The organism is Paenibacillus sp. J22FR5, from assembly GCF_059691975.1.
The window spans coordinates 121,287-140,682 of the sequence record NZ_JCAUAN010000002.1 but is presented as its reverse complement, the minus strand read 5'-3'; the positions used below and the strand labels follow the sequence as shown (position 1 = coordinate 140,682).

Below are 19,396 nucleotides of genomic sequence, written 5' to 3'. Positions count from 1 at the left end.
ACCCCAGTCCCCTTCTTTTATAACTGTAAATGATGACTATCTATACTTTCATACCCTTGCTTTCTTGTTTTTTGCCATGGTAAGCATTTCTCCCGCATGATGAAGGGTTGTTTCTGTTACTTCTACACCGCCAAGCATCCTTGCGAGCTCCTCAATTCGGCCAGCATCTGGCATATCCTGAACACGTGTGAAAGTACGTTCTTGATCCACTTCTTTCCGAATAAAGAAATGAACATCAGCAAAACTGGCAACCTGCGGTAAATGGGTAATCGAGAACACTTGGCAGCTCTGAGACAGAACGGACATTTTCTCAGCAATAGCTTGCGCCGCGCGTCCGCTAACCCCCGTATCCACCTCATCAAAAACAAGCACAGGAATTTGATCGATGCGTGCAAAAATGGCTTTCATCGCGAGCATAATACGTGAGAGCTCACCGCCTGACGCAATTTTGCTAAGTCCACGCAGGGGTTCGCCTGGGTTAGGAGCCATCAGAAACTCAACTTGGTCAATCCCTTGTCTGTTAAAACGAACCTTATTCCCATCAACCTCTACGCCGCGATCATCGATGATGTGTGCAATCTGAACACGGAACTGTGTCCGTTCCATTTGCAGGTCACGCAATTCATGTTCAATTTGAGCAGAAAGATCGCTCGCAATCCCTTTGCGCAGGTTAGACAGATCCAACGCATGAATGCCAACTTGTTTCTCAGCGAGAACAAGCTTTTCTTCTAATTTACGAATAATTTCATCTTTATTTTCAATCGTATCGACTTCATTCTTGATCTTCTCTAAGTAGCTAAGAATCTCTTTAATATTCTCCCCATATTTCCGACGAAGAGACGTGATCGTATCTAATCGTTGTTCAATAAAATCTAAGCGGGACGAATTGAACTCGATGCCATCGCGATAATCCCTGATCTGGTAAGCGGCATCCTCCAACTGATAGAACGCGGATTGAGCTTGCTCAAGCAATGGACTCAAGTTCATTGGATCCAGCTGAACAATGTCCTGTAGGCGTGACACTGCTTTACCTGCCGCATCTAATCCTCGATTGGTTGCATAAAGAAAATCATAAGCTTCAGATGAGCTCTGATACAGTTTCTCAGCATTAGCCAGTTTACGCTTCTCCTCAGCTAGCGTCTCATCTTCGCCGATTTTGAGTTTAGCAGCAGATATTTCGTCGATTTGGAAACGATACAAATCTAACATTTGCAACGCCTGCTTACTCGTTTCCTGCAGATCGTTAAGCTCCTTTTGAAGCTTCATATACTGATCGTAGCTAGCTTGATACGTTGACTTTGCAGACTCAATCTCAGCATCTCCGAATAAATCAAGCGAGTGAATGTGCTCGTCCACATGAAGCAAAGATTGATGCTCATGTTGTCCATGAATATTAACGAGCCATTCCCCGGTTTTGCGCAGCATCGTCATATTCACAAGCTGTCCATTAATTCGACTCGAGCTTTTGCCTGTTGCCGTAATTTCTCTACGAATGATGAGATGCTCAGAAGCATCCGCCTCAATCCCAAGCTCTGTAAGCGTATGCCAAACCGGATGCGAAGCAGGTAAATCAAACATAGCTTCAATCTCCGCTTTATCTGCACCATAACGAACCAATTCAGCTGAACCTCTACCGCCTACAATGAGTGTTAACGCATCTATGATGATCGATTTCCCGGCGCCCGTTTCCCCCGTCAAAACGTGAAAACCTGCCTTAAACCGAATATGAACATGTTCAATAACAGCTAAATTACGAATTGAAAGCTCTGTAAGCATGAACGCCTCCTGAAATTAAGATAATAAGGACATGACTTCATTAACAAAAGTAACGCTATTCTCTTTCCCGCGGCAGATCACTAGGATCGTATCATCTCCACAGATCGTCCCCATGACACCGTTCCATTCCAAATTATCAATCAACGCACAAATCGTATTCGCCGTACCTGGCAAGCATTTCATCACGACCAAATTATCCGTATAATCGATGCTTACAAAATGGTCACTGAGCGCCCTGCGAAGCCGTTGCATCGGATTAAAACGCTGATCAGCCGGCATGGAATACTTATATCTGCCGTCGTCTAGGGGAACTTTGATTAAATGCAGCTCTTTAATATCTCTGGAAACTGTCGCCTGGGTTACATGGAAACCAGCCGCACGAAGTGCTTCAACTAATTCGTCCTGAGTTTCAATCTCGTGATTCGTTATGATTTCTCTGATTTTTACATGCCTTTGACCCTTCATCCTTACACCTCTATGTGAAATGTGATTTTTTTGATTTTGCTATTAGTCATATCAACGTAAAGGATACCCTGTGCCTCAGGATAAATGAGGGTGTAGGGCAGCAACATGTCTCGAACAGCGCTCCCTGTCATCTCAAGTGGTTTACGATCCTTAGCCACTTTCACAAGATAAACATGATCTTCTTTTTGAACAAAATAATCAATAAATAACCGGCTTTCTAAGTGATCACGCTCGCCTACTGTCATAGTCATAGGAATTTTGGTCTTACCTGCAAGGACATCGAAGCCAGCCGCTTCTAGCAGGTCTACAACATCGTCCTCAGGAATATTCGCATGCCTTGGAATACGACTTCTTCTCCGACTTGAACCCGCCATCCACTTCTGAAATCGCCAAATGACGATACTTACAACACCGATCAGGATTAACAAAATGACTTTAACATCGCCTTGTTCCATGTCCTTCACCTCGCCATAGTATTCGCGAATTCGGTTGGGAAATCCTTTCTCTTAAGTGAAAAAACCCATCTCAGGGCCGCAAAAGGCGTACTCAAAGATGAGTTTATTTACCGTGCAGTTTCTGAGACTCTTTCACCGTCTCCGCAATAATGGTTTTGATGGATGTAGGCGCGGCAAGCGACTCGACCTCATCGTTACTTGTCCAATAAGCAAGGAATTCAATATTCCCTTCGCCACCAGTTATCGGTGAATAGGTTAGTCCCTTCAAGCGAAAGCCAAGTTCCTCGGCAAAAGAAAGTATCGTCGTCAGCACGTCAATATGTACATCCGTATCTCGTACCACGCCTGACTTGCCAACCTTTTCACGGCCTGCTTCGAATTGCGGCTTAATCAGTGCCACAACTTGACCTTGATTATCTAAGATTTCCTTAAGAGGGGGCAAAATAATGCGAAGTGAAATGAACGAGACATCGATACTTGCAAATGTTGGTCTCGGTCCGTTTAAATCCTCCAACTTTGTGTAACGGAAATTGGTCCTCTCCATCACGTGTACTCGTTCATCATTACGAAGCGACCAATCCAGTTGGTTATAGCCAACATCGACAGCGTAAACGGAGGCGGCGCCGTTTTGCAGCGCACAGTCTGTAAACCCTCCTGTGGAAGCCCCAATATCTAGCATAACCGCTCCGGTTAAGTCGATTTCAAATTGCTTTAATGCTTTTTCAAGTTTAAGTCCGCCACGACTCACATAAGGATGAATGGCACCCTTCACTTTGAGCACGGCTTTCCGGCTAATCTTCATACCTGCTTTATCAACAGGTTCTTCATCCGCAAAAACAAGGCCTGCCATAATGGCGGCCTTTGCCTTTTCTCTGCTTTCGAAATACCCTTGCTCTAGTAGCAATAAATCTAACCGTTCTTTATCCGATGACATATATGGTGTGTTACTCCTATTCAAATCGGTTACTAGACCTTGGCCCGCAGGACCTTACGAGGTACTAGCTTCTTCACTTCTGATATAAGGTTATGCACGGTTAAGCCAACCTCTTCCCGCTGTTCTGGCACAGTGCCATGCTCAACGAAGTAATCTTGAATCCCCATCAATTCAACTTGCAAACCAACAATACGTTTCTCCGCATAAAACTCTAATACGGCACTTCCGAAGCCACCTTGGATCGATCCTTCTTCCATGGTGATCACCGGCATCGATTCTTTGGCAAGTTGAAGCAAATAGGCTTCATCCAATGGCTTAATGAAACGTGCATTCACGACACGGAGCTCTATGCCCTCTTGTGCCAGTTGCGCTGCTGCCTCTTCGGCAATCTGAACCATAGGTCCAACCGCGAGAACCGCAGCATAATCGCCTTCACGTACGGTTTCCCACGTACCAAGCGGAATCGCCTTTGGAGCCTCATCAATGTTGGCGCCTGTGCCACTAATTCGCGGATATCGATAAGCAATCGGACCATCGTTATACTCAAGAGCTGTTTGCATCATATCACGCAATTCTTTCTCATCCTTCGGCATCATTAAGACCATGTTAGGAATTGTACGCAAAAATGAGATATCATACACTCCTTGATGTGTTTCGCCATCCGGACCTACAAAGCCAGAACGATCGATCGCAAAGGTAACGTTCAATTTAGGGCGGCAAATGTCATGAACAACTTGATCATACGCACGCTGTAAGAACGTTGAGTAGACTGCAAATACCGGCTTCAGGCCTTCGCTTGCCAAGCCTGCACATAGCGTAGCCGCATGCTGCTCCGCAATACCTACATCGATCATACGATTCGGGAATTGCTTCGCAAATTTCAGCAAACCAGATCCACCTGGCATAGCCGGCGTAACTGCAACCAAACGGGAGTCTTTCTCACCAAGCTCTATTAGGGTATCACCGAATACTTGTGTATACATAGGCGGTCCTGAAGACTTGAGAACTTGACCAGACTCAATCTTATAGGGTCCTAAACCATGCCACGTATGTGAATCATTCTCAGCAGGCTTATAGCCTTTCCCTTTTGTTGTAACGACATGGATAAGCACAGGACCTGCAACCTTCTCAGCCTGTTTCAGCGTTTCCATAAGGACTTGTAAATTATGTCCATCTACAGGCCCAATATAAGTAAAACCAAGTTCTTCAAACCAAACGCCATTCAACACGAAATATTTTAGACTATCCTTCAGCTTTTCCGCTGTTTTGGCCAGCGTTCCGCCGATGGCAGGAATTTTCTTCAGTAAGTGTTCAACTTCTTCTTTGGCTTTCAGATAATGACGATCGGAACGAATTTTGCTTAAATAATTATGAAGAGCCCCTACGTTGGGCGCAATAGACATTTCGTTGTCATTCAGAATGACGGTAATATTCTTCTTTTCGTGACCAATATGATTCATGGCTTCAAGCGCCATGCCGCCTGTTAGCGCGCCATCACCAATGATGGCAACTACTTTATTATGTTCGCCTTTGAGATCACGTGCCATTGCCATACCCATGGCAGCAGACAGTGATGTACTGCTATGTCCAGCTTCCCAAACATCATGCTCGCTCTCTGAGCGTTTGATAAAACCGCAGAGACCCTTATATTTACGCAGGGTATCGAACATGTCTTTGCGTCCTGTCAAAATTTTGTGCACATACGCCTGGTGACCCACATCAAAAATCAGTTTATCATACGGGCTGTGAAACAGGGTGTGTAAGGCAATTGTGAGTTCAACCACGCCTAAGTTCGGGGCCAGATGTCCACCCGTAACGGAAAGCTTCTCAATTAGAAATTGACGGATCTCTCCTGCCAATTCTTCAAGCTCCGTTAAGGATAACCGCTTCAAATCCGCAGGCCGATTGATTTGTTCGAGCAGCACGCTTGTTTCCTCACTTTCAATGTGAAAATACTGAGATTTCACCATTATATCATAGAATTGGGTATTTCGTGTAAATCTCCCTTTCGATTAGGAAGGATCTCCTTAAATTTATGCTTAGTGATCCCTTTTCATCAAGTAATCTGCAATTTGCAACAAGCGTTCTGGTTTCGCGATATTGGATCGAAGTAGAGCTTCTTTCGCTTGGTTTGTCAGCTCTTGCACCTTCTGTTCAGAAGCTTCCATGCCGATAAAATAAGGGAAAGTCACCTTTTGCTGCTTCTCATCGCTCTTCACAGGTTTGCCAAGCTTCGCTTCATCACCGATGATATCCAAAATATCATCTTGAATTTGAAAAGCAAGACCTAATGCATGACCGAATTCACTGAGCGCTTCCAATTGAGCCTCTGTCGCCCCTGCAATATGACCACCCGCACGCAAGGAAAATACAATCAGATCGCTTGTCTTGTGCGTATGGATGTAGGTTAGCTCCTCTAGCTTCGTCAGTCCTTGTTCCCCAAGCATATCAGCAGCCTGCCCACCAACCATCCCACGAGCACCAGCAAGCACGGCAAGCTCTTCCGTAATCGCTAACACGCGTTCAGCAGGAATAGCATGCTTCTTATGCGCTTGTGTAACACTAAAGAATGCATGCGTAAGCAGCGCGTCGCCAGCCAGAATCGCCATCGCCTCGCCATATACTTTATGATTCGTCAGTTTCCCTCTGCGGTAATCATCATTATCCATTGCTGGAAGATCATCATGCACTAAGGAATATGTATGGACTAATTCAATGGCTTGTGCAACTGGCAAAGCTGCCTCAAGAGAACCCCCAAGCGCCTCTGCAGCTGCTAGGACCATAATAGGGCGCAGACGTTTACCTCCAGCCATCAGGGAATAGTCCATGGACTCACGAAGAGACGCAGGAACCTCCCAGGCAGTAGGCAACGATTGACGTAATTCGGCTTCGACCATTTCAGCATGGGAAGCGATATATGTATGAATGTCGGATGTTGTGTTATTCAAACTAATTCCCCTTATCTTCCAAGACAGGCTGGAAAGGCTTTCGTGTGACCCCAGCTTCCCCTTCAACCAGCATCTCAATTTTCTTCTCCACTTGTTCTAGCTTAACACCACATAGATGGGAGAGTCTTACGCCTTCTTGATATAGTTCAATGGCTTTCTCTAACGGTACGTCGCCGCTTTCCAGCTGACTCACGATCCGTTCTAACTGTTCAATTGCGACTTCAAAGCTTACTTCCGTTTCACTTGTTGACATCAATGTTCGCCTCCATCCCCGAAACTTGACATTGTATTCTTCCGTCTTTCAAACGAATCATTAATCGATCGCCAATTTTCACTTGGGCGACCGAACGAACGAGCTGCTTCTCCCCCTCGTCATAAGCAAGGCTGTAGCCCCGCTGCATGACCTTCAGCGGGCTGAGCGCGTCCAAGTGTCGGACGCTGGACTGCCACTCCTGCTTCTTCGAACGCAGGAGGGTCTGCATGGCCGTGAGGATCTGGTGTTTGGATACATCCAACCGCTGCCTCGCCATCACGGCCTGCTCGGTTGGATTGAAGCTGGATAAGCGACGCTCCAGCTTCAATCTCCGCTGCGTGAGCTCCGTTAGGCGCTGACGCATGCGGTAACCGAGCTGCTCCGCGAGCCGGTCGAGCCGCTCCGCAGGCTGCATCAGCAGCTGCCTGCGGGGGTTCGTCAGGAACGGCGAGCGCTTCGCGCGCTCGAGCCGTTCCTGCTTGCGGCGCAGCTGCTGCAGCAGCCCGTAGTGCAGGCGCTGTGCCTGCTGCGATAGCTGCTGCTTCAGCTCGAGGTGGTGCGGCACCGCGAGCTCGGCCGCCGCCGTAGGCGTCGGAGCTCTGAGATCGGCGACGAAGTCGGCGATTGTGAAGTCCGTCTCGTGGCCGACAGCCGAGATGATCGGAATCGCGGAAGCGCAGATAGCCCGCGCTACGATTTCCTCGTTGAAGGCCCACAGCTCTTCCAGTGAGCCGCCGCCGCGGCCCACAATGAGCACGTCGGCTTCACCGAGACGGTTCATCGCTTCGATCGCCTTTACGATCGAAGGTGCCGCCTGTGTACCCTGTACGAGAACAGGGTACAGTAAAATCGGGATCGACGGGAAGCGCCGTTGCAGCGTGATGATGACATCACGAATGGCGGCCCCCGTCGGGGACGTGATCACGCCAATGGCGCGTGGAAACCGAGGAATCGGTTTCTTGCGCTCCGGCGCGAACAGCCCTTCGCCTTCGAGCTTCTTCTTCAGTTGCTCGAACGCCAAATACAAGCTGCCGATGCCATCCGGTTGCATCGCCGTCACATAAAATTGATAAGCGCCGTCACGCTCATAAACAGAAATATTCCCGCGAGCAATGACTTTCGTGCCCTCTTTCGGGATAAATCCTAGCTTCTGGTTATGCGAAGCAAACATGATGCTTTTCAGCCGACCATCGGCATCCTTTAAAGTAAAATACATATGGCCACTAGAGTGATGCGTGAAGTTCGAGATCTCGCCTCGCACCCACACATCCTGGAGACGTGAATCTCCTTCCAGCAATAGCTTAATATAACGGTTTAAATCTTTAACCGATAAAATCTTAGTCTCGTTTCTCGCCATAGGGGGGACTATACGCTCACATTCGCTTTAGCTGCACGGCTAGCCGCATCAACTGTATTGCGAAGCAGCATCGTTATCGTCATCGGACCTACACAACCTGGAACAGGTGTAATGGCACTTGCAATCTCTTTCACAGCTTCAAAATCAACATCGCCCGTTAATTTGCCGTCTGCAGGACGATTCATCCCCACATCAATAACAACGGCTCCCGGTTTTACGTGATTGGCTTTGATCAAATGAGCTTTACCAACCGCTACAACGAGAATATCTGCTTGTTTCGTGATCTCTTCCATGTTTGGCGTGCGAGAGTGAACGACAGAAACCGTCGCATGTTCACGCAATAACAGCATAGCCATCGGTTTACCGACGATATTGCTTCTGCCAACAACAACCGCATGCTTACCTGCGATTTCAACGCCTGTCCGCTTGAGAATTTCAATAACACCATGCGGCGTACAAGGTTTCATGCCGTCTTTACCAATCATCAGGTTCCCGACATTGATCGGATGGAAGCAATCCACATCCTTCGCTGGATCAATTTCATCCACAACCGCTTCTTCATTAATATGCTTGGGCAGCGGTGATTGAACAAGAATCCCATTGATTCGACTATTGTTGTTAAATCCATGAATGAGTGCGATTAATTCTTCTTGTGTCGTCTGTTCGGGCAAGCGGTGTACTTCGGAATAGATGCCTACATCATCGCAAGCCTTCGCTTTGTTTCTTACATATACTTGCGAAGCTGCATCTTCACCCACAATAACAACGACAAGTCCTGGTTGGTTTCCCTGTGCTGTAAGATGAGCTGCGTCAGATCTGATTTCCTCACGAATGGAGCTCACGAGTTCTTTCCCATTAATTACTTGTGCTGACATGTTATTTCCCCCTTAGCCTGTTAAGCCCTACTTATATGAAAGTTAATTGCACTGTGATCATTGTGTACGTAACACTTTTTCTTTCAACTCGTCAATTTCTTTGATCATCTTCCCAAGTACACCGTTAACGAATTTCCCTGATTCCTCTGTGCCGTAATGCTTGGCCACATCAATGGCTTCATTGACAACAACTTTCGGTGGCACATCATCGCGATACAGCATCTCATAGGCTCCTAAGCGCAGCACTTCCCGATCGATACGAGAGAGCCTGTCCATGGCCCAGCCTTTTAGATACTCCTCCAACAATTCGTCGATGCTTACCTTGTTGTTGTAAGTCCCCTCAACAAGCTCAATAATGTAGACCGGATCTATCTTATCCCCGGAGAAATCCAACTGCGATTCGTTATCATGTTCAGCTTCATGAATCGCGATTTGAACAGCCTCCTGAGGCGTAGCCTCATTCATCTGGATTTGGTATAAGCTTTGTATAGCAATTTCACGTGCAATTCTGCGTTTCATTCTGTTCCTCCTAAGCGTTTCGCTCCAGCAAAACGACCTTCTCCTAAAAACTCTTTCTCTTAGTATACGTCAAATTGGAAGCAATCCAAACAAAAAAATCCATGGTTGAACCAGGGATTTTAGCGAAACATTCTCCATTTTTGTGTGAGATAGCGCCAAATGTCTTCTAGCATGACGAAACTTTCCTTACGATCCAGCTTATTGCCTACATATAAACCTACAAGTACGATAAATCCAAAGATCAACATATCCCAGAAACCAAAAAACAAATAAATAAAACCGAAGAATATACCCGCTGTCACTCCGATTACTTTGCCCCTATGGAATTTCCATAGTTCATTCCACATATGTGGATTCACCTCTATTCGACCCGGCTTTTAAACGTTGGGGCAGATTGCACGATGTTCGCTACGAATACGGTTACGGAAGCTACAGGAATACCGGTAATTTCTTCTATGTAACTTTTCACTGTACCTTGCATATCTTCAGTCAGTTCCGGAATCGAACTTTCCCCATCTACAATGGTTCTAATTGTAATTTCCAGCCCAGCTTGATTCACTCTAACTCGCGCACGTAGATCCTTTGAACCTTTCGTGCGACCCGCTGCTTTCAACGAGAGATTCTCAACCGTCTCAATGGAGATACGGATATCGCCAAATTCGGTACGTTGATCAATCGATGGTGCCTGGGAACGTCCACGACGGAGTGTTACGATCAAGAAACGTACGGAAATCAGAAGCATGATCAAACTAATGATAATGCCCGGATAAGCGTAGCTCTTCTCGAAATAAAAATGACTAAGCGTTTGACTTGCTTGATCGAGTGGGATCCAGCTTGAAGCTGTGAACAATACAACGATCGATGCGACGAAAATAATCAGGCTATAGAAAAGCAGCAAGAGCCTGTCCACAATTTTACCCACTACGCTTGTCCCCTTCCTAAGTTAGAGGAAACCCCCTGCAACCTGTAGGGGGTTTCAATTGATCCATATGGCTCAGCTATACCGCCTATTTCACACGATGGGCAGCCGCTGGTTCTTCGTCAATCGCTTTATCCGCCTGCTTAAAGTGAACATCATGAATATGAACGTTAACTTCAACGACATTTAGCCCAGTCATTGATTCGATAGCCTGTTTCACGTTGTTCTGGATGTCGCTTGCAACTTCAGGAATACGATTTCCATATTCAATAATGATGGAGACGTCAATGGCAGCTTCACGTTGTCCGACCTCTACCTTTACGCCTTTGGACAAATTCTTGCGTCCAAGTAATTCAGCAATGCCGCCAGCTAATCCGCCACTCATCCCCGCTACACCTTGCACTTCCACCGTTGCCAAACCGGCAATGATTTCGATAACCTCGGGGGCAATCTGGATGCTGCCCATGTCTGTCTTGACGTAATCCGGAGCGATTGTGCTCATTGTGGCACCTCCTAAAAAGTTTGTGGAGCAAACTGACTTCGTAAGCTTAAGCTAAAAAGTTTTGCGCCAGCAAAACTGACGCTGAAATAAATGGGATAAGCCATCTTAATTTATTAGTATAGCATTTCGCCAAAATTATGACAAATGTTTGTCTATGATTCGGGATCGTTCACATCATGCTCTTCCAAGAACTTAATATCATGGTCGCCTTTGATAAATTTCTTATGTTCAAGAAGCTTCAAATGGAAAGGAATTGTTGTGTTTACACCGTCTACCGCGAACTCGTTGAGAGCTCTTTTCATGCGGTTAATCGCTTCGTCACGTGTACTTCCCCAAACAATGAGCTTCGCGATCATGGAATCATAATGCGGTGGGATCGAGTATCCTGGATAAACAGCACTGTCAACACGCACACCGAATCCACCTGGCGGCAAATAAAATTTCACTTGCCCTGGGGACGGCATAAAGTTCCGACTTGGATCTTCGGCATTCACGCGGCACTCAATAGCCCAACCATTAATACGAACATCCTCTTGTCTGAATGACAGCGGATTTCCTTCAGCTACACGAATCATTTCTTGGATAATATCGATGCCAGTAATCATTTCTGTTACAGGGTGCTCAACTTGGATTCGTGTGTTCATTTCCATAAAGTAAAAATTACCGTCTGGACCTAATAGGAATTCAAGTGTTCCTGCTCCGGAATATTTCACTGCTTTCGCTGCACGTACAGCTGCTTGGCCCATCGCTTTCCGCGTTTCCTCTGTTAGAATCGGACATGGCGCTTCTTCAACAAGCTTCTGTCTTCGACGCTGCACAGAGCAATCACGTTCGCCTAAGTGAACCACATTGCCATGCTTATCAGCAAGAATTTGAATCTCAACATGCTTCATGCCTGTCAAATACTTTTCCAAGTAAATGCCGGCATTTCCGAATGCATTCTGCGCTTCTTGCTGCGCGGCCGTGATCTGCTGAACAAGTGTTTCCTCGTTCTCAGCAATACGGATACCTTTACCGCCGCCGCCTGCTGTTGCTTTAATAATAATTGGGTAACCGATATCGCGTGCAATTACCACGGCATCATCGATATCATCTACCAAGCCATCGGAACCTGGAATAATCGGAACTCTTGCTTCTTTCATCGTTTGCTTGGCAACCGCTTTATCACCCATTCGGGAGATTGCATCCGGTGATGGACCGATGAACGTGATATTGCAGCTCTCGCAAATTTCGGCGAAGTCTGCATTTTCCGCAAGGAAGCCATATCCTGGATGAATGGCATCGCATTCCGTTAACGTGGCAACGCTCATCAAGTTGGTGAAGTTCAAATAGCTATCTTTGGACGCTGTTGGCCCAATACAATAAGCTTCATCCGATAGACGTACATGCAACGCATCCCGATCTGCTTCCGAGTATACGGCAACCGTGTAGATACCAAGTTCACGGCATGCTCGGATAATACGAACTGCAATTTCTCCGCGGTTCGCAATTAGTATTTTTTGAAATTTCATGATTTGCCCTCCTAAGAGCTCTTCGTTAGAAAAGCTTGCGTTGTCAGCATAAGCTTACAACCGCAATTACTCCGGTCTAACCAAAAATAAAGGTTGTCCGTACTCTACTAGCTGTCCGTTCTCAACGAGAATTTCAACGATCTCGCCTTTTACTTCAGCTTCTATTTCGTTCATTAATTTCATGGCTTCAACAATACAAACTACGCTCTTATCCGTTACTTTAGCGCCAACACTAACGAAAGGTGCTGAACCAGGGGAAGCGGATTGATAGAACGTTCCTACCATCGGAGATACGATCTTATGTAAAGATGAATCCTCTTGCTTGGCTTGTCCGTTAGCATGCACTGGTGCTTCAAGTGCAGCAGGAGCTGTATTCGCATAGTTAGGTTGAGCAATTGGTGCATATGTGTGTTGAACAGGGGCGGATACATAGACAGGTTCCGCTTTATTCGGCTTACGAATAGAAAGGCGTGCACCTTCATTTTCAATTTCAAGCTCTTGTAAAGAGGATTGATCGACGAGTTTAATTAACTCTTTGATTTCACTCAATTTAAACATTCAAGTCACTCCTTTAGACGTTGGTGAACCCTAAAAAATGCGTTTTCATAGCCGCAACGTATGTATTATACCCATAAACGCACGAAATGGAAAGAGTCCAGTTTATCCGGACCCTTTCCACCACCATTTTGAGAAGCCCAAAATTCTCTCTAATCCCTATGGACGTACATACTGGATCTTGATATTTTCTGGAGCTGCACCAAGCTCTTTCACGACCATATCAACGATCGAAACACCTTGGCTTTTTTCTAATTTATCGGCTTGAACCGTCACTTTCCACTTACTTCCATCTTGATTAATGACGGCTTGTGGGAAATCTTGAATGAGTAAATCTTGCAGATTTTCGATTTTATCTTGGAGATCCGTCAACGCGTTCAAATCATTCGTTGCTTTCGCAATGGCCTCAGGTGTTTTCTTGTTATCCAAAATAATTGTCATGAGATCCGTGGAAGCTTTGCTAAAAAAGTTATTTTGCTTCACTTGTTCATTCGTAAAATAATCACTTGCAGAAGTCGTTTTGGCTTGCTCTTCCACTTGTTTCAAGACTTGATCATCTGTTTTGGAAGTTGTTGTTTTGGACGTATCTTTTGTCGTAGTTTTGGAGCTATCTTGTGTTGTTGTCGCTTTAGCGTCTGTTTTTGTAGAAGTTTGCGGCGTTGTCGCTTTCGTGTCGGTTTTTGCTCCAGTTCCAGATGTCGCCTTCACATCTGTTTTTGCACCAGTTACGGGATCAACTTGGCTCATATCAATTTTCACTTCTTGCGATTTGCTGACAGTATCTGTGGTTGCTAGATCTAGCTTATTGACATCCTCGGTGAACAGATAATAAGCGGAGAGCACCACCATCAAGCTAAGCATTGAAACGAGCCAAATTGTTTGTCTTTTTGCATTCATTGTTTATTCCTCCTTAGAATTGTTGGATGATTTCCTGATTTTATTCTCCTGTCTTGCGCGGTAAAATCGAAATTTTACTTGCTTGAACGTCCATTCCTCGCTCAACGGCTTCCATAATCATTTTCTTCACCGTGAGATTTTCAGCGCCTTTCGCAACAACGATGACGCCCCTAATTTTGGGTTTAATGTATTTGAGCACAAGCGGTTTCTGGTCACCTGATACTTGATAAATAACGACTTCACCGCTCCGCGTTACCTGGGATATGTTGCGTGTTGCTCCACCATTGTCGCGTTCTGTCGTCATTGTCTGATTGTCGTTATAATTTTTGTCAACGGTCATTTCCTCCGTAGATTCAATGGTAACGAGCACTTCCACCTCGCCGACACCAACAATTTTTTGCAGGATGCTTTTCAACTGGTCACCATAAGCTTGTTCATAATCATGAAAGCTTGAGTTTTCCTTAGATGAGCTTCCTACAAATGTTTCTTTACTCACGGGTGTTGGAGACGCTCTGCCTGTGTTGATGGGATCCAGATCTTTAACATTTATAAATGCGTTTATGATCATTAGCGCAGCTCCTAAGAGTCCAACCATGATGACCCAAAGCAACGTGTTTTTACGTTTTGGTCCACCTGGTCCGCCGCCGAACTTGTGCTCCATCCATTGCAGCAATGTTCCCATCGATTCACCTCGCCATCCGTCCTTTGCTTTGCGCTACTCCGATCTCGATCTTGGCAGGATCCACTAGCCAATTCCGTGAAATCCCTTGCTTGAGTCGATCTTTTTCTTGCTCACTCGGCATCGCCATATTGATTGACTGCGTATCGCCTTGTGTAGTTGTCATTCGATCTTGCGAAGTCGAGGCAGACCCGATTTTGATGGGATCTACGGGTTTGACTGGCTCCATCGCAGCGATACTTTTAGTTGACATCGCCGGTTGTTTCTGCGCTTCTATATCATCAAGGGTTACCCTCACATTCGAAATGCTGGGTTTCCCGTTATTGTCTACCTGCACTTGAACTTGTACGTCTTTAATTGTCCATTCTGTTTGTTTCTGCAGATCTTCTTTGATCAGGCCAGCCAACTGCGTTTGAACTAATTGTTGTGTTTTCTTCTGTTCCGCATCTTGAATCTTATTAGCGTCTTTCGTGATGGCTTCTAAGGACTTCATTTGTGACTGTTTACCACCCCCACTTGCAAGCATGGTCTTCTCATTCTGCTCTTTCTCCGCTTGTGCGAGCAGCCGATCCATATTCCAATCCTTCTGGAACAGCTGAAGTACTGGGGTAAGCAGCGTCAGTAGAATAAAGAGACTCAAAACCGTCTTCACATACCGCTGCATTGTATTGCTTGGGAGAAGAAGATCAACAAACGTCGCAAGCATAATGACCATAATGACGGTTTTCAGCCATCCTGCTAACCATTCCATCGCTGGGCTCCTTTCACCTCATCATGACGGAGACATTACTAATCGTAATCATGATGGTCAGGGCAAGAAAAAACATTAAGCTTACAGCTGCTAGGGCAGCGAATACATAAATCAAGCTTTTGCCGATCGTCTGCAGACAGGCAATGATCGGACTATCTCCCAGTGGCTGCATCAGCGCCGCTGAAAGGTTATAGATGAAAGCTAGCGTTAAAATTTTGATCGCTGGAAACGCACAAAGCATAACGAGAATGACGACACCAACAAGTCCTATGGCATTTTTAACAAGTAATGATGCCCCAATCACGGTTTCCGTCGCGTCCGAGAACAATCGCCCTACGACCGGCACGAAATTCCCCGTAATGTACTTAGCTGTTCGAATCGCAACGCCATCTCTTACGGCGCCCGCTGTACCTTGAATGGAGATAACACCGAGGAATACGGTAACGAATACCCCGAGCATACTTAGACTCACGGTGCGCAATAGATTAGCCAGCTGCGTAACCTTAAACTTATCGCTGAGTGAGCTAACAATGTGCAGCACTGCGGAGAAAAATAAGAGCGGGAATACAAACACATAAATGGCTGTACCAACGGAGTGAATCATGAATACGATCAGTGGATGAAGGATCGCAACCGATGTGACATTTCCCATTGATGCCAGTAACGTTAGTAATAATGGCATGATGGCTATCATGAACTGAATCATGGATGAAATGGCAGTCTTCGCATAACCGATCGCAACGCTGAAGCTATTGATCGCAATGATGATGAGCACCATATAGGTGATCGTGTATCCGAGCTTACTAACGGTGTTTCGTTCAAACGAGCTCTGCAGCGTCTCTAAAATCATGCTGAAGACGGTCAGTACGACGATCGAAGCTAGCAGCTTACCGTTGATGATGATTTCATGAAAAACGTAGCTCAGAAGCCCTTTGAAAATGCTCTTCATACTAATACCTTTGGTTCCTAGGAGAAGCTCCATGAAGGTTGGCGGCTTGCTTTCTGGGAAATATCCCCCATAATCCTTCATCAGCTTATCCCAATATTGCTCGACCGGTTCTGTATTCAAGCGGTCCGCCTGCTCTTTGATCATGACATCTGTTGGCGATTCTGCCATTAACGATCCTGACAATCCGAGCCATAAGCCCATGGTCAGGATGAACAATAAGATCCACCGGTTGTTCAGCTTCTGGTGCGAATAAAGTAGGTGCATGCGTGTCACTCCTTAGGTGAATCTTCTAAGCAGGGAGCAGTTTAACCACAGTTTCAATAATGACCGTAATAATCGGAATGGCCATAACCATTATGAGCACCTTTCCCGATAGCTCAATTTTGGAGGCAATGGAATCTTGGCCCGCATCACGGACAATCTGTGCGCCAAACTCGGCGATGTAAGCCACGCCTATGATTTTCAGAATCGTTTTGAGGAAAACGATATTCACATTGGACTTAACAGCCAAATCCTCGAGTACGCTGATAACCGAAGAAATTTTGCCTATTAAAAATAAGAAAATCACGATACCCGTAAAAGCGGCTAATAAGAAGGCGAACATGGGCTTTTGTTCCTTGATAATGAGCGTCAATATCGTGACGATGAGTCCTAATCCTACGATTTGGATGATTTCCATCAGGCTACCTCATTGGAATAGGAAAATAGTTTTAATTTCTTTAAACAAGTTATCCAGCATACTGACGACCATAAAAAGCACGACCACGAAGCCTATGACCGTGACCCAGTGTGCCATATCCTCTTTTCCCATCTGCTTCAGCACCGAATGGATCATGGCGATAATGATTCCGATGCCGGCGATTTGGAAAATGGCATTCACATCTACATTCATTCCTGGCACCTCACTCCGCCCTTAAAATAAACGGCTACGCCGTCCTTTGAGGACGAGTGCGTTTATCCAAAAATATAAACAAATTATCATGTGAAACAGATACGCTTATATTTCAAGGAACTTGTCATGCACGGGTAAATGATCCCCACTAAAACATTAAAATCACGACTAACGCGCCGATTAGGACACCTAGGCTTTTCCACATTTTCTCGTAGCGCTGCTGTTCATCTCTGGCATCCGTCTCTTCCGATTGAAGCTGACTCATCGCAAGTCGCAGGTGCTTGATTTGATCACTTCGATCCGAAAGTCCTAGAACCGGTCCTAATTGAAGAATAACCTCTTGCTCAGCTTGCCGCATGGAGGTTCTTGTCCAGATCTCCTTGACCGTCGCTTGCCATAGATCTTTGGTCGACTCACCGTTACTCCCCAGCAATCGTTCTGACATCAACCGAAATAACGAAGACAGCGGCTCAGCTACCTGCTTGCTCAGCGATGCAAATGCCTCGGGAAGCGGCGTGAGTGCATAAGCAATTTCCGTCTCCATCCGGCCAAGCGCATTGATGAGTCCGCGAATTTGCTTAGGTCGTCTAACATAATGAGCAGCCTGTAGGAAGCCAAACATGGAAGCTGCGCCGAAAATCAGAACTCCTCCAACAAATTTCAGCATCTTCATCGTCCTTTGCGTTCGTCATAGACCTCAATGGGCTTGCCATGCCCATCTAATATTCGAAATGAGGCAGGCGCCCCGTTTCTCCGCTGGAGGATGACATATTTCATGAACACCCCTTCCTCCATCAACTGCCTGAGTACAGGCCGCCTTAGGACATCTTCATAGTTCGCTCCATGAGCCGTAGCCAGAACACGAATTCCGGTATGTACAGCCTCATGAATGGCGTCAGCATCTTCAGTACGACCGATCTCATCAACGATGATAACCTCAGGGGATAGGGAACGGATCATCATCATCATGCCTTCCGCCTTAGGACATCCATCCAGCACATCCGTGCGCGGCCCTAAGTCAAATCGCGGAACCCCTTTGACACAAGAAGCCAGCTCCGATCGTTCATCGACAATGCCTACCTTCTTTCCAGATAAGGAGCTGTTTCTAGCCCCCCACTCGCCTCGGCTAATGAGTCTAGCCAGATCGCGAATCAATGTGGTCTTCCCTTGCTGCGGCGGGGAAATGATGAGTGTGTGATGAATATTCCCCATACGCTGATCGACGAGATAAGGTAAAATCTCCTGACCCACACCTTGAATTTCGCGCGCGATTCGAATATTGAAAGAACTCACATCGCGAATTTGTTTCACATGGCCCTGGTCGAGGATGGTACGCCCAGCTAGTCCTACTCGATGACCACCAGAAACCGTGATATACCCTCTTCGCAGCTCTTCTTCAAAGGTGTACAACGAATGATTCGTGAGCATCTCGAGAAGTGTTAGACAATCTTGTCTAGTCGGTTTGTAAGCCAAAGCTTCCTGCGTGATCATTTGCCCCCGCTCACTAATGAAGGCATAACGGTCGGCCCAGCTAATTTCAAGGGGACGCGACTCTCTCACCCTGATTTCTTCCACACTAGCTTGTACGTTTGGTGGAAGCTCATTAAGCATGAATCGGATGTTCTGTGGCAACAGATGTGTAATACTCGCAAGCATCGGGAGACAGCCCTCCAAGTTGTCCAGTCTTCTATATTCATTTCTATGCTTACTAGAAAGAAATATGACCGATTACTTTTTAATAATCCCAATAAACAGACAACTTACCCCTGCAATGATCCACAGCATCTTCCCATATGATAGTTTTTCGGCTATGCCTACTAGACCAATCGTTGTCGTAGTTAATAGTACTAGAGGTCCTACTAGAGCTAGAGCTGAGTTTACCAACAGCGCTTTTTCAATCGTCGCCAGCCGCAGCATCAGAATCGCCGCAATAATTTCGATACTCCCAGACATCATTCGTAAGGAAGCCATCGTTAGTACAATCTTGTTCATGTGTAACTACACCTCCTAAATGTTTTGAGTAGCCCATGCAAGCGAAGCGGAGAATTGCAGCGTCAAAACTCGCTATCTGCAGCATACGCTTTTCCCTACCTTATGCGAGCTCGTCTCATTTTAGGCATGCTGGGCACCTCCATTTGTACTCATGCATATGCTGTACA

Annotated in this window: 24 protein-coding genes; all 24 read right to left on the bottom strand. The window is 46.1% G+C overall.

The window, feature by feature from the left end:
* Positions 1-48 precede the first annotated feature (48 nt).
* A complete protein-coding gene (recN, locus tag AC58P7_RS03815; RefSeq protein ID WP_497340081.1) occupies positions 49-1,776 on the bottom strand; it encodes a DNA repair protein RecN in 1,728 nt (575 codons plus the stop codon).
* Between the two features lie 15 nt (positions 1,777-1,791).
* Complete coding sequence (ahrC, locus tag AC58P7_RS03810) at positions 1,792-2,241, bottom strand: transcriptional regulator AhrC/ArgR (protein WP_056614653.1); 450 nt, start codon at positions 2,239-2,241, stop codon at positions 1,792-1,794.
* A gap of 2 nt (positions 2,242-2,243) precedes the next feature.
* Complete coding sequence (locus AC58P7_RS03805; RefSeq protein ID WP_497340883.1) at positions 2,244-2,696, bottom strand: hypothetical protein; 453 nt, start codon at positions 2,694-2,696, stop codon at positions 2,244-2,246.
* A 103-nt stretch (positions 2,697-2,799) separates the two neighbouring features.
* On the bottom strand, positions 2,800-3,630 hold the full coding sequence (locus AC58P7_RS03800; RefSeq protein WP_497340080.1) for a TlyA family RNA methyltransferase: 831 nt from the start codon (positions 3,628-3,630) through the stop codon (positions 2,800-2,802).
* 32 nt (positions 3,631-3,662) lie between these two features.
* A complete protein-coding gene (gene dxs, locus AC58P7_RS03795; RefSeq protein WP_497340079.1) occupies positions 3,663-5,600 on the bottom strand; it encodes a 1-deoxy-D-xylulose-5-phosphate synthase in 1,938 nt (645 codons plus the stop codon).
* Between the two features lie 69 nt (positions 5,601-5,669).
* Positions 5,670-6,527, bottom strand: coding sequence for a polyprenyl synthetase family protein (locus tag AC58P7_RS03790; RefSeq protein WP_497340881.1), 858 nt, complete (start codon positions 6,525-6,527; stop codon positions 5,670-5,672).
* A 52-nt stretch (positions 6,528-6,579) separates the two neighbouring features.
* Positions 6,580-6,831 (bottom strand): exodeoxyribonuclease VII small subunit, encoded by a 252-nt coding sequence (gene xseB / locus AC58P7_RS03785; RefSeq protein ID WP_477590870.1) that lies wholly within the window; start codon positions 6,829-6,831, stop codon positions 6,580-6,582.
* Entirely contained in the window at positions 6,818-8,188 is a 1,371-nt protein-coding gene (xseA, locus tag AC58P7_RS03780) for an exodeoxyribonuclease VII large subunit (protein ID WP_497340078.1), read from the bottom strand. The genes xseB and xseA overlap by 14 nt, the downstream gene beginning before the upstream one ends.
* 8 nt (positions 8,189-8,196) lie before the next feature.
* Entirely contained in the window at positions 8,197-9,063 is an 867-nt protein-coding gene (folD, locus tag AC58P7_RS03775; RefSeq protein ID WP_497340077.1) for a bifunctional methylenetetrahydrofolate dehydrogenase/methenyltetrahydrofolate cyclohydrolase FolD, read from the bottom strand.
* A 57-nt stretch (positions 9,064-9,120) separates the two neighbouring features.
* Positions 9,121-9,582, bottom strand: coding sequence for a transcription antitermination factor NusB (gene nusB, locus AC58P7_RS03770; RefSeq protein WP_497340076.1), 462 nt, complete (start codon positions 9,580-9,582; stop codon positions 9,121-9,123).
* Between the two features lie 119 nt (positions 9,583-9,701).
* Positions 9,702-9,929: a DUF2273 domain-containing protein gene (locus tag AC58P7_RS03765; RefSeq protein WP_497340075.1), complete on the bottom strand. Its 228-nt coding sequence runs from the start codon at positions 9,927-9,929 to the stop codon at positions 9,702-9,704.
* 14 nt (positions 9,930-9,943) lie between these two features.
* Positions 9,944-10,504, bottom strand: coding sequence for an alkaline shock response membrane anchor protein AmaP (gene amaP, locus AC58P7_RS03760; protein ID WP_497340074.1), 561 nt, complete (start codon positions 10,502-10,504; stop codon positions 9,944-9,946).
* A gap of 85 nt (positions 10,505-10,589) precedes the next feature.
* The gene (locus AC58P7_RS03755; protein WP_497340073.1) at positions 10,590-11,003 is read right to left on the bottom strand and encodes an Asp23/Gls24 family envelope stress response protein; all 414 of its coding nucleotides are present in this window, start codon (positions 11,001-11,003) and stop codon (positions 10,590-10,592) included.
* Positions 11,004-11,155: 152 nt separating this feature from the next.
* Positions 11,156-12,514 (bottom strand): acetyl-CoA carboxylase biotin carboxylase subunit, encoded by a 1,359-nt coding sequence (gene accC / locus AC58P7_RS03750; protein WP_497340072.1) that lies wholly within the window; start codon positions 12,512-12,514, stop codon positions 11,156-11,158.
* Between the two features lie 66 nt (positions 12,515-12,580).
* Entirely contained in the window at positions 12,581-13,072 is a 492-nt protein-coding gene (accB, locus tag AC58P7_RS03745) for an acetyl-CoA carboxylase biotin carboxyl carrier protein (protein ID WP_497340071.1), read from the bottom strand.
* Between the two features lie 156 nt (positions 13,073-13,228).
* A complete protein-coding gene (locus tag AC58P7_RS03740) occupies positions 13,229-13,966 on the bottom strand; it encodes a SpoIIIAH-like family protein (RefSeq protein ID WP_497340070.1) in 738 nt (245 codons plus the stop codon).
* Between the two features lie 40 nt (positions 13,967-14,006).
* Positions 14,007-14,648 (bottom strand): stage III sporulation protein AG, encoded by a 642-nt coding sequence (gene spoIIIAG, locus AC58P7_RS03735; RefSeq protein WP_497340069.1) that lies wholly within the window; start codon positions 14,646-14,648, stop codon positions 14,007-14,009.
* A gap of 4 nt (positions 14,649-14,652) precedes the next feature.
* On the bottom strand, positions 14,653-15,396 hold the full coding sequence (spoIIIAF, locus tag AC58P7_RS03730; RefSeq protein ID WP_497340068.1) for a stage III sporulation protein AF: 744 nt from the start codon (positions 15,394-15,396) through the stop codon (positions 14,653-14,655).
* Between the two features lie 13 nt (positions 15,397-15,409).
* On the bottom strand, positions 15,410-16,609 hold the full coding sequence (spoIIIAE, locus tag AC58P7_RS03725) for a stage III sporulation protein AE (protein WP_497340067.1): 1,200 nt from the start codon (positions 16,607-16,609) through the stop codon (positions 15,410-15,412).
* Between the two features lie 25 nt (positions 16,610-16,634).
* Entirely contained in the window at positions 16,635-17,024 is a 390-nt protein-coding gene (spoIIIAD, locus tag AC58P7_RS03720) for a stage III sporulation protein AD (protein ID WP_497340066.1), read from the bottom strand.
* A gap of 9 nt (positions 17,025-17,033) precedes the next feature.
* Positions 17,034-17,237, bottom strand: coding sequence for a stage III sporulation protein AC (gene spoIIIAC / locus AC58P7_RS03715; protein ID WP_056614718.1), 204 nt, complete (start codon positions 17,235-17,237; stop codon positions 17,034-17,036).
* A 148-nt stretch (positions 17,238-17,385) separates the two neighbouring features.
* Positions 17,386-17,904 carry a stage III sporulation protein SpoIIIAB gene (gene spoIIIAB / locus AC58P7_RS03710; RefSeq protein ID WP_497340065.1) on the bottom strand — a complete coding sequence of 173 codons (519 nt, stop codon included), beginning with the start codon at positions 17,902-17,904 and terminating at the stop codon, positions 17,386-17,388.
* 2 nt (positions 17,905-17,906) lie between these two features.
* Positions 17,907-18,893, bottom strand: coding sequence for a stage III sporulation protein AA (gene spoIIIAA / locus AC58P7_RS03705; protein ID WP_497340064.1), 987 nt, complete (start codon positions 18,891-18,893; stop codon positions 17,907-17,909).
* 72 nt (positions 18,894-18,965) lie between these two features.
* Complete coding sequence (locus tag AC58P7_RS03700) at positions 18,966-19,229, bottom strand: YqhV family protein (protein ID WP_497282297.1); 264 nt, start codon at positions 19,227-19,229, stop codon at positions 18,966-18,968.
* Positions 19,230-19,396 lie beyond the last annotated feature (167 nt).

What these genes read in the sequence shown, in the direction of transcription:
- recN (WP_497340081.1), bottom strand. Translation starts at nt 1,776, where the DNA reads ATGCTTACAGAGCTTTCAATTCGTAATTTAGCTGTTATTGAACATGTT.
- ahrC (WP_056614653.1), bottom strand. Translation starts at nt 2,241, where the DNA reads ATGAAGGGTCAAAGGCATGTAAAAATCAGAGAAATCATAACGAATCAC.
- AC58P7_RS03805 (WP_497340883.1), bottom strand. Translation starts at nt 2,696, where the DNA reads ATGGAACAAGGCGATGTTAAAGTCATTTTGTTAATCCTGATCGGTGTT.
- AC58P7_RS03800 (WP_497340080.1), bottom strand. Translation starts at nt 3,630, where the DNA reads ATGTCATCGGATAAAGAACGGTTAGATTTATTGCTACTAGAGCAAGGG.
- dxs (WP_497340079.1), bottom strand. Translation starts at nt 5,600, where the DNA reads ATGGTGAAATCTCAGTATTTTCACATTGAAAGTGAGGAAACAAGCGTG.
- AC58P7_RS03790 (WP_497340881.1), bottom strand. Translation starts at nt 6,527, where the DNA reads ATGGTCGAAGCCGAATTACGTCAATCGTTGCCTACTGCCTGGGAGGTT.
- xseB (WP_477590870.1), bottom strand. Translation starts at nt 6,831, where the DNA reads ATGTCAACAAGTGAAACGGAAGTAAGCTTTGAAGTCGCAATTGAACAG.
- xseA (WP_497340078.1), bottom strand. Translation starts at nt 8,188, where the DNA reads ATGGCGAGAAACGAGACTAAGATTTTATCGGTTAAAGATTTAAACCGT.
- folD (WP_497340077.1), bottom strand. Translation starts at nt 9,063, where the DNA reads ATGTCAGCACAAGTAATTAATGGGAAAGAACTCGTGAGCTCCATTCGT.
- nusB (WP_497340076.1), bottom strand. Translation starts at nt 9,582, where the DNA reads ATGAAACGCAGAATTGCACGTGAAATTGCTATACAAAGCTTATACCAA.
- AC58P7_RS03765 (WP_497340075.1), bottom strand. Translation starts at nt 9,929, where the DNA reads ATGTGGAATGAACTATGGAAATTCCATAGGGGCAAAGTAATCGGAGTG.
- AC58P7_RS03755 (WP_497340073.1), bottom strand. Translation starts at nt 11,003, where the DNA reads ATGAGCACAATCGCTCCGGATTACGTCAAGACAGACATGGGCAGCATC.
- accC (WP_497340072.1), bottom strand. Translation starts at nt 12,514, where the DNA reads ATGAAATTTCAAAAAATACTAATTGCGAACCGCGGAGAAATTGCAGTT.
- accB (WP_497340071.1), bottom strand. Translation starts at nt 13,072, where the DNA reads ATGTTTAAATTGAGTGAAATCAAAGAGTTAATTAAACTCGTCGATCAA.
- AC58P7_RS03740 (WP_497340070.1), bottom strand. Translation starts at nt 13,966, where the DNA reads ATGAATGCAAAAAGACAAACAATTTGGCTCGTTTCAATGCTTAGCTTG.
- spoIIIAG (WP_497340069.1), bottom strand. Translation starts at nt 14,648, where the DNA reads ATGGGAACATTGCTGCAATGGATGGAGCACAAGTTCGGCGGCGGACCA.
- spoIIIAF (WP_497340068.1), bottom strand. Translation starts at nt 15,396, where the DNA reads ATGGAATGGTTAGCAGGATGGCTGAAAACCGTCATTATGGTCATTATG.
- spoIIIAE (WP_497340067.1), bottom strand. Translation starts at nt 16,609, where the DNA reads ATGCACCTACTTTATTCGCACCAGAAGCTGAACAACCGGTGGATCTTA.
- spoIIIAD (WP_497340066.1), bottom strand. Translation starts at nt 17,024, where the DNA reads ATGGAAATCATCCAAATCGTAGGATTAGGACTCATCGTCACGATATTG.
- spoIIIAC (WP_056614718.1), bottom strand. Translation starts at nt 17,237, where the DNA reads ATGAATGTAGATGTGAATGCCATTTTCCAAATCGCCGGCATCGGAATC.
- spoIIIAB (WP_497340065.1), bottom strand. Translation starts at nt 17,904, where the DNA reads ATGCTGAAATTTGTTGGAGGAGTTCTGATTTTCGGCGCAGCTTCCATG.
- spoIIIAA (WP_497340064.1), bottom strand. Translation starts at nt 18,893, where the DNA reads ATGCTTGCGAGTATTACACATCTGTTGCCACAGAACATCCGATTCATG.
- AC58P7_RS03700 (WP_497282297.1), bottom strand. Translation starts at nt 19,229, where the DNA reads ATGAACAAGATTGTACTAACGATGGCTTCCTTACGAATGATGTCTGGG.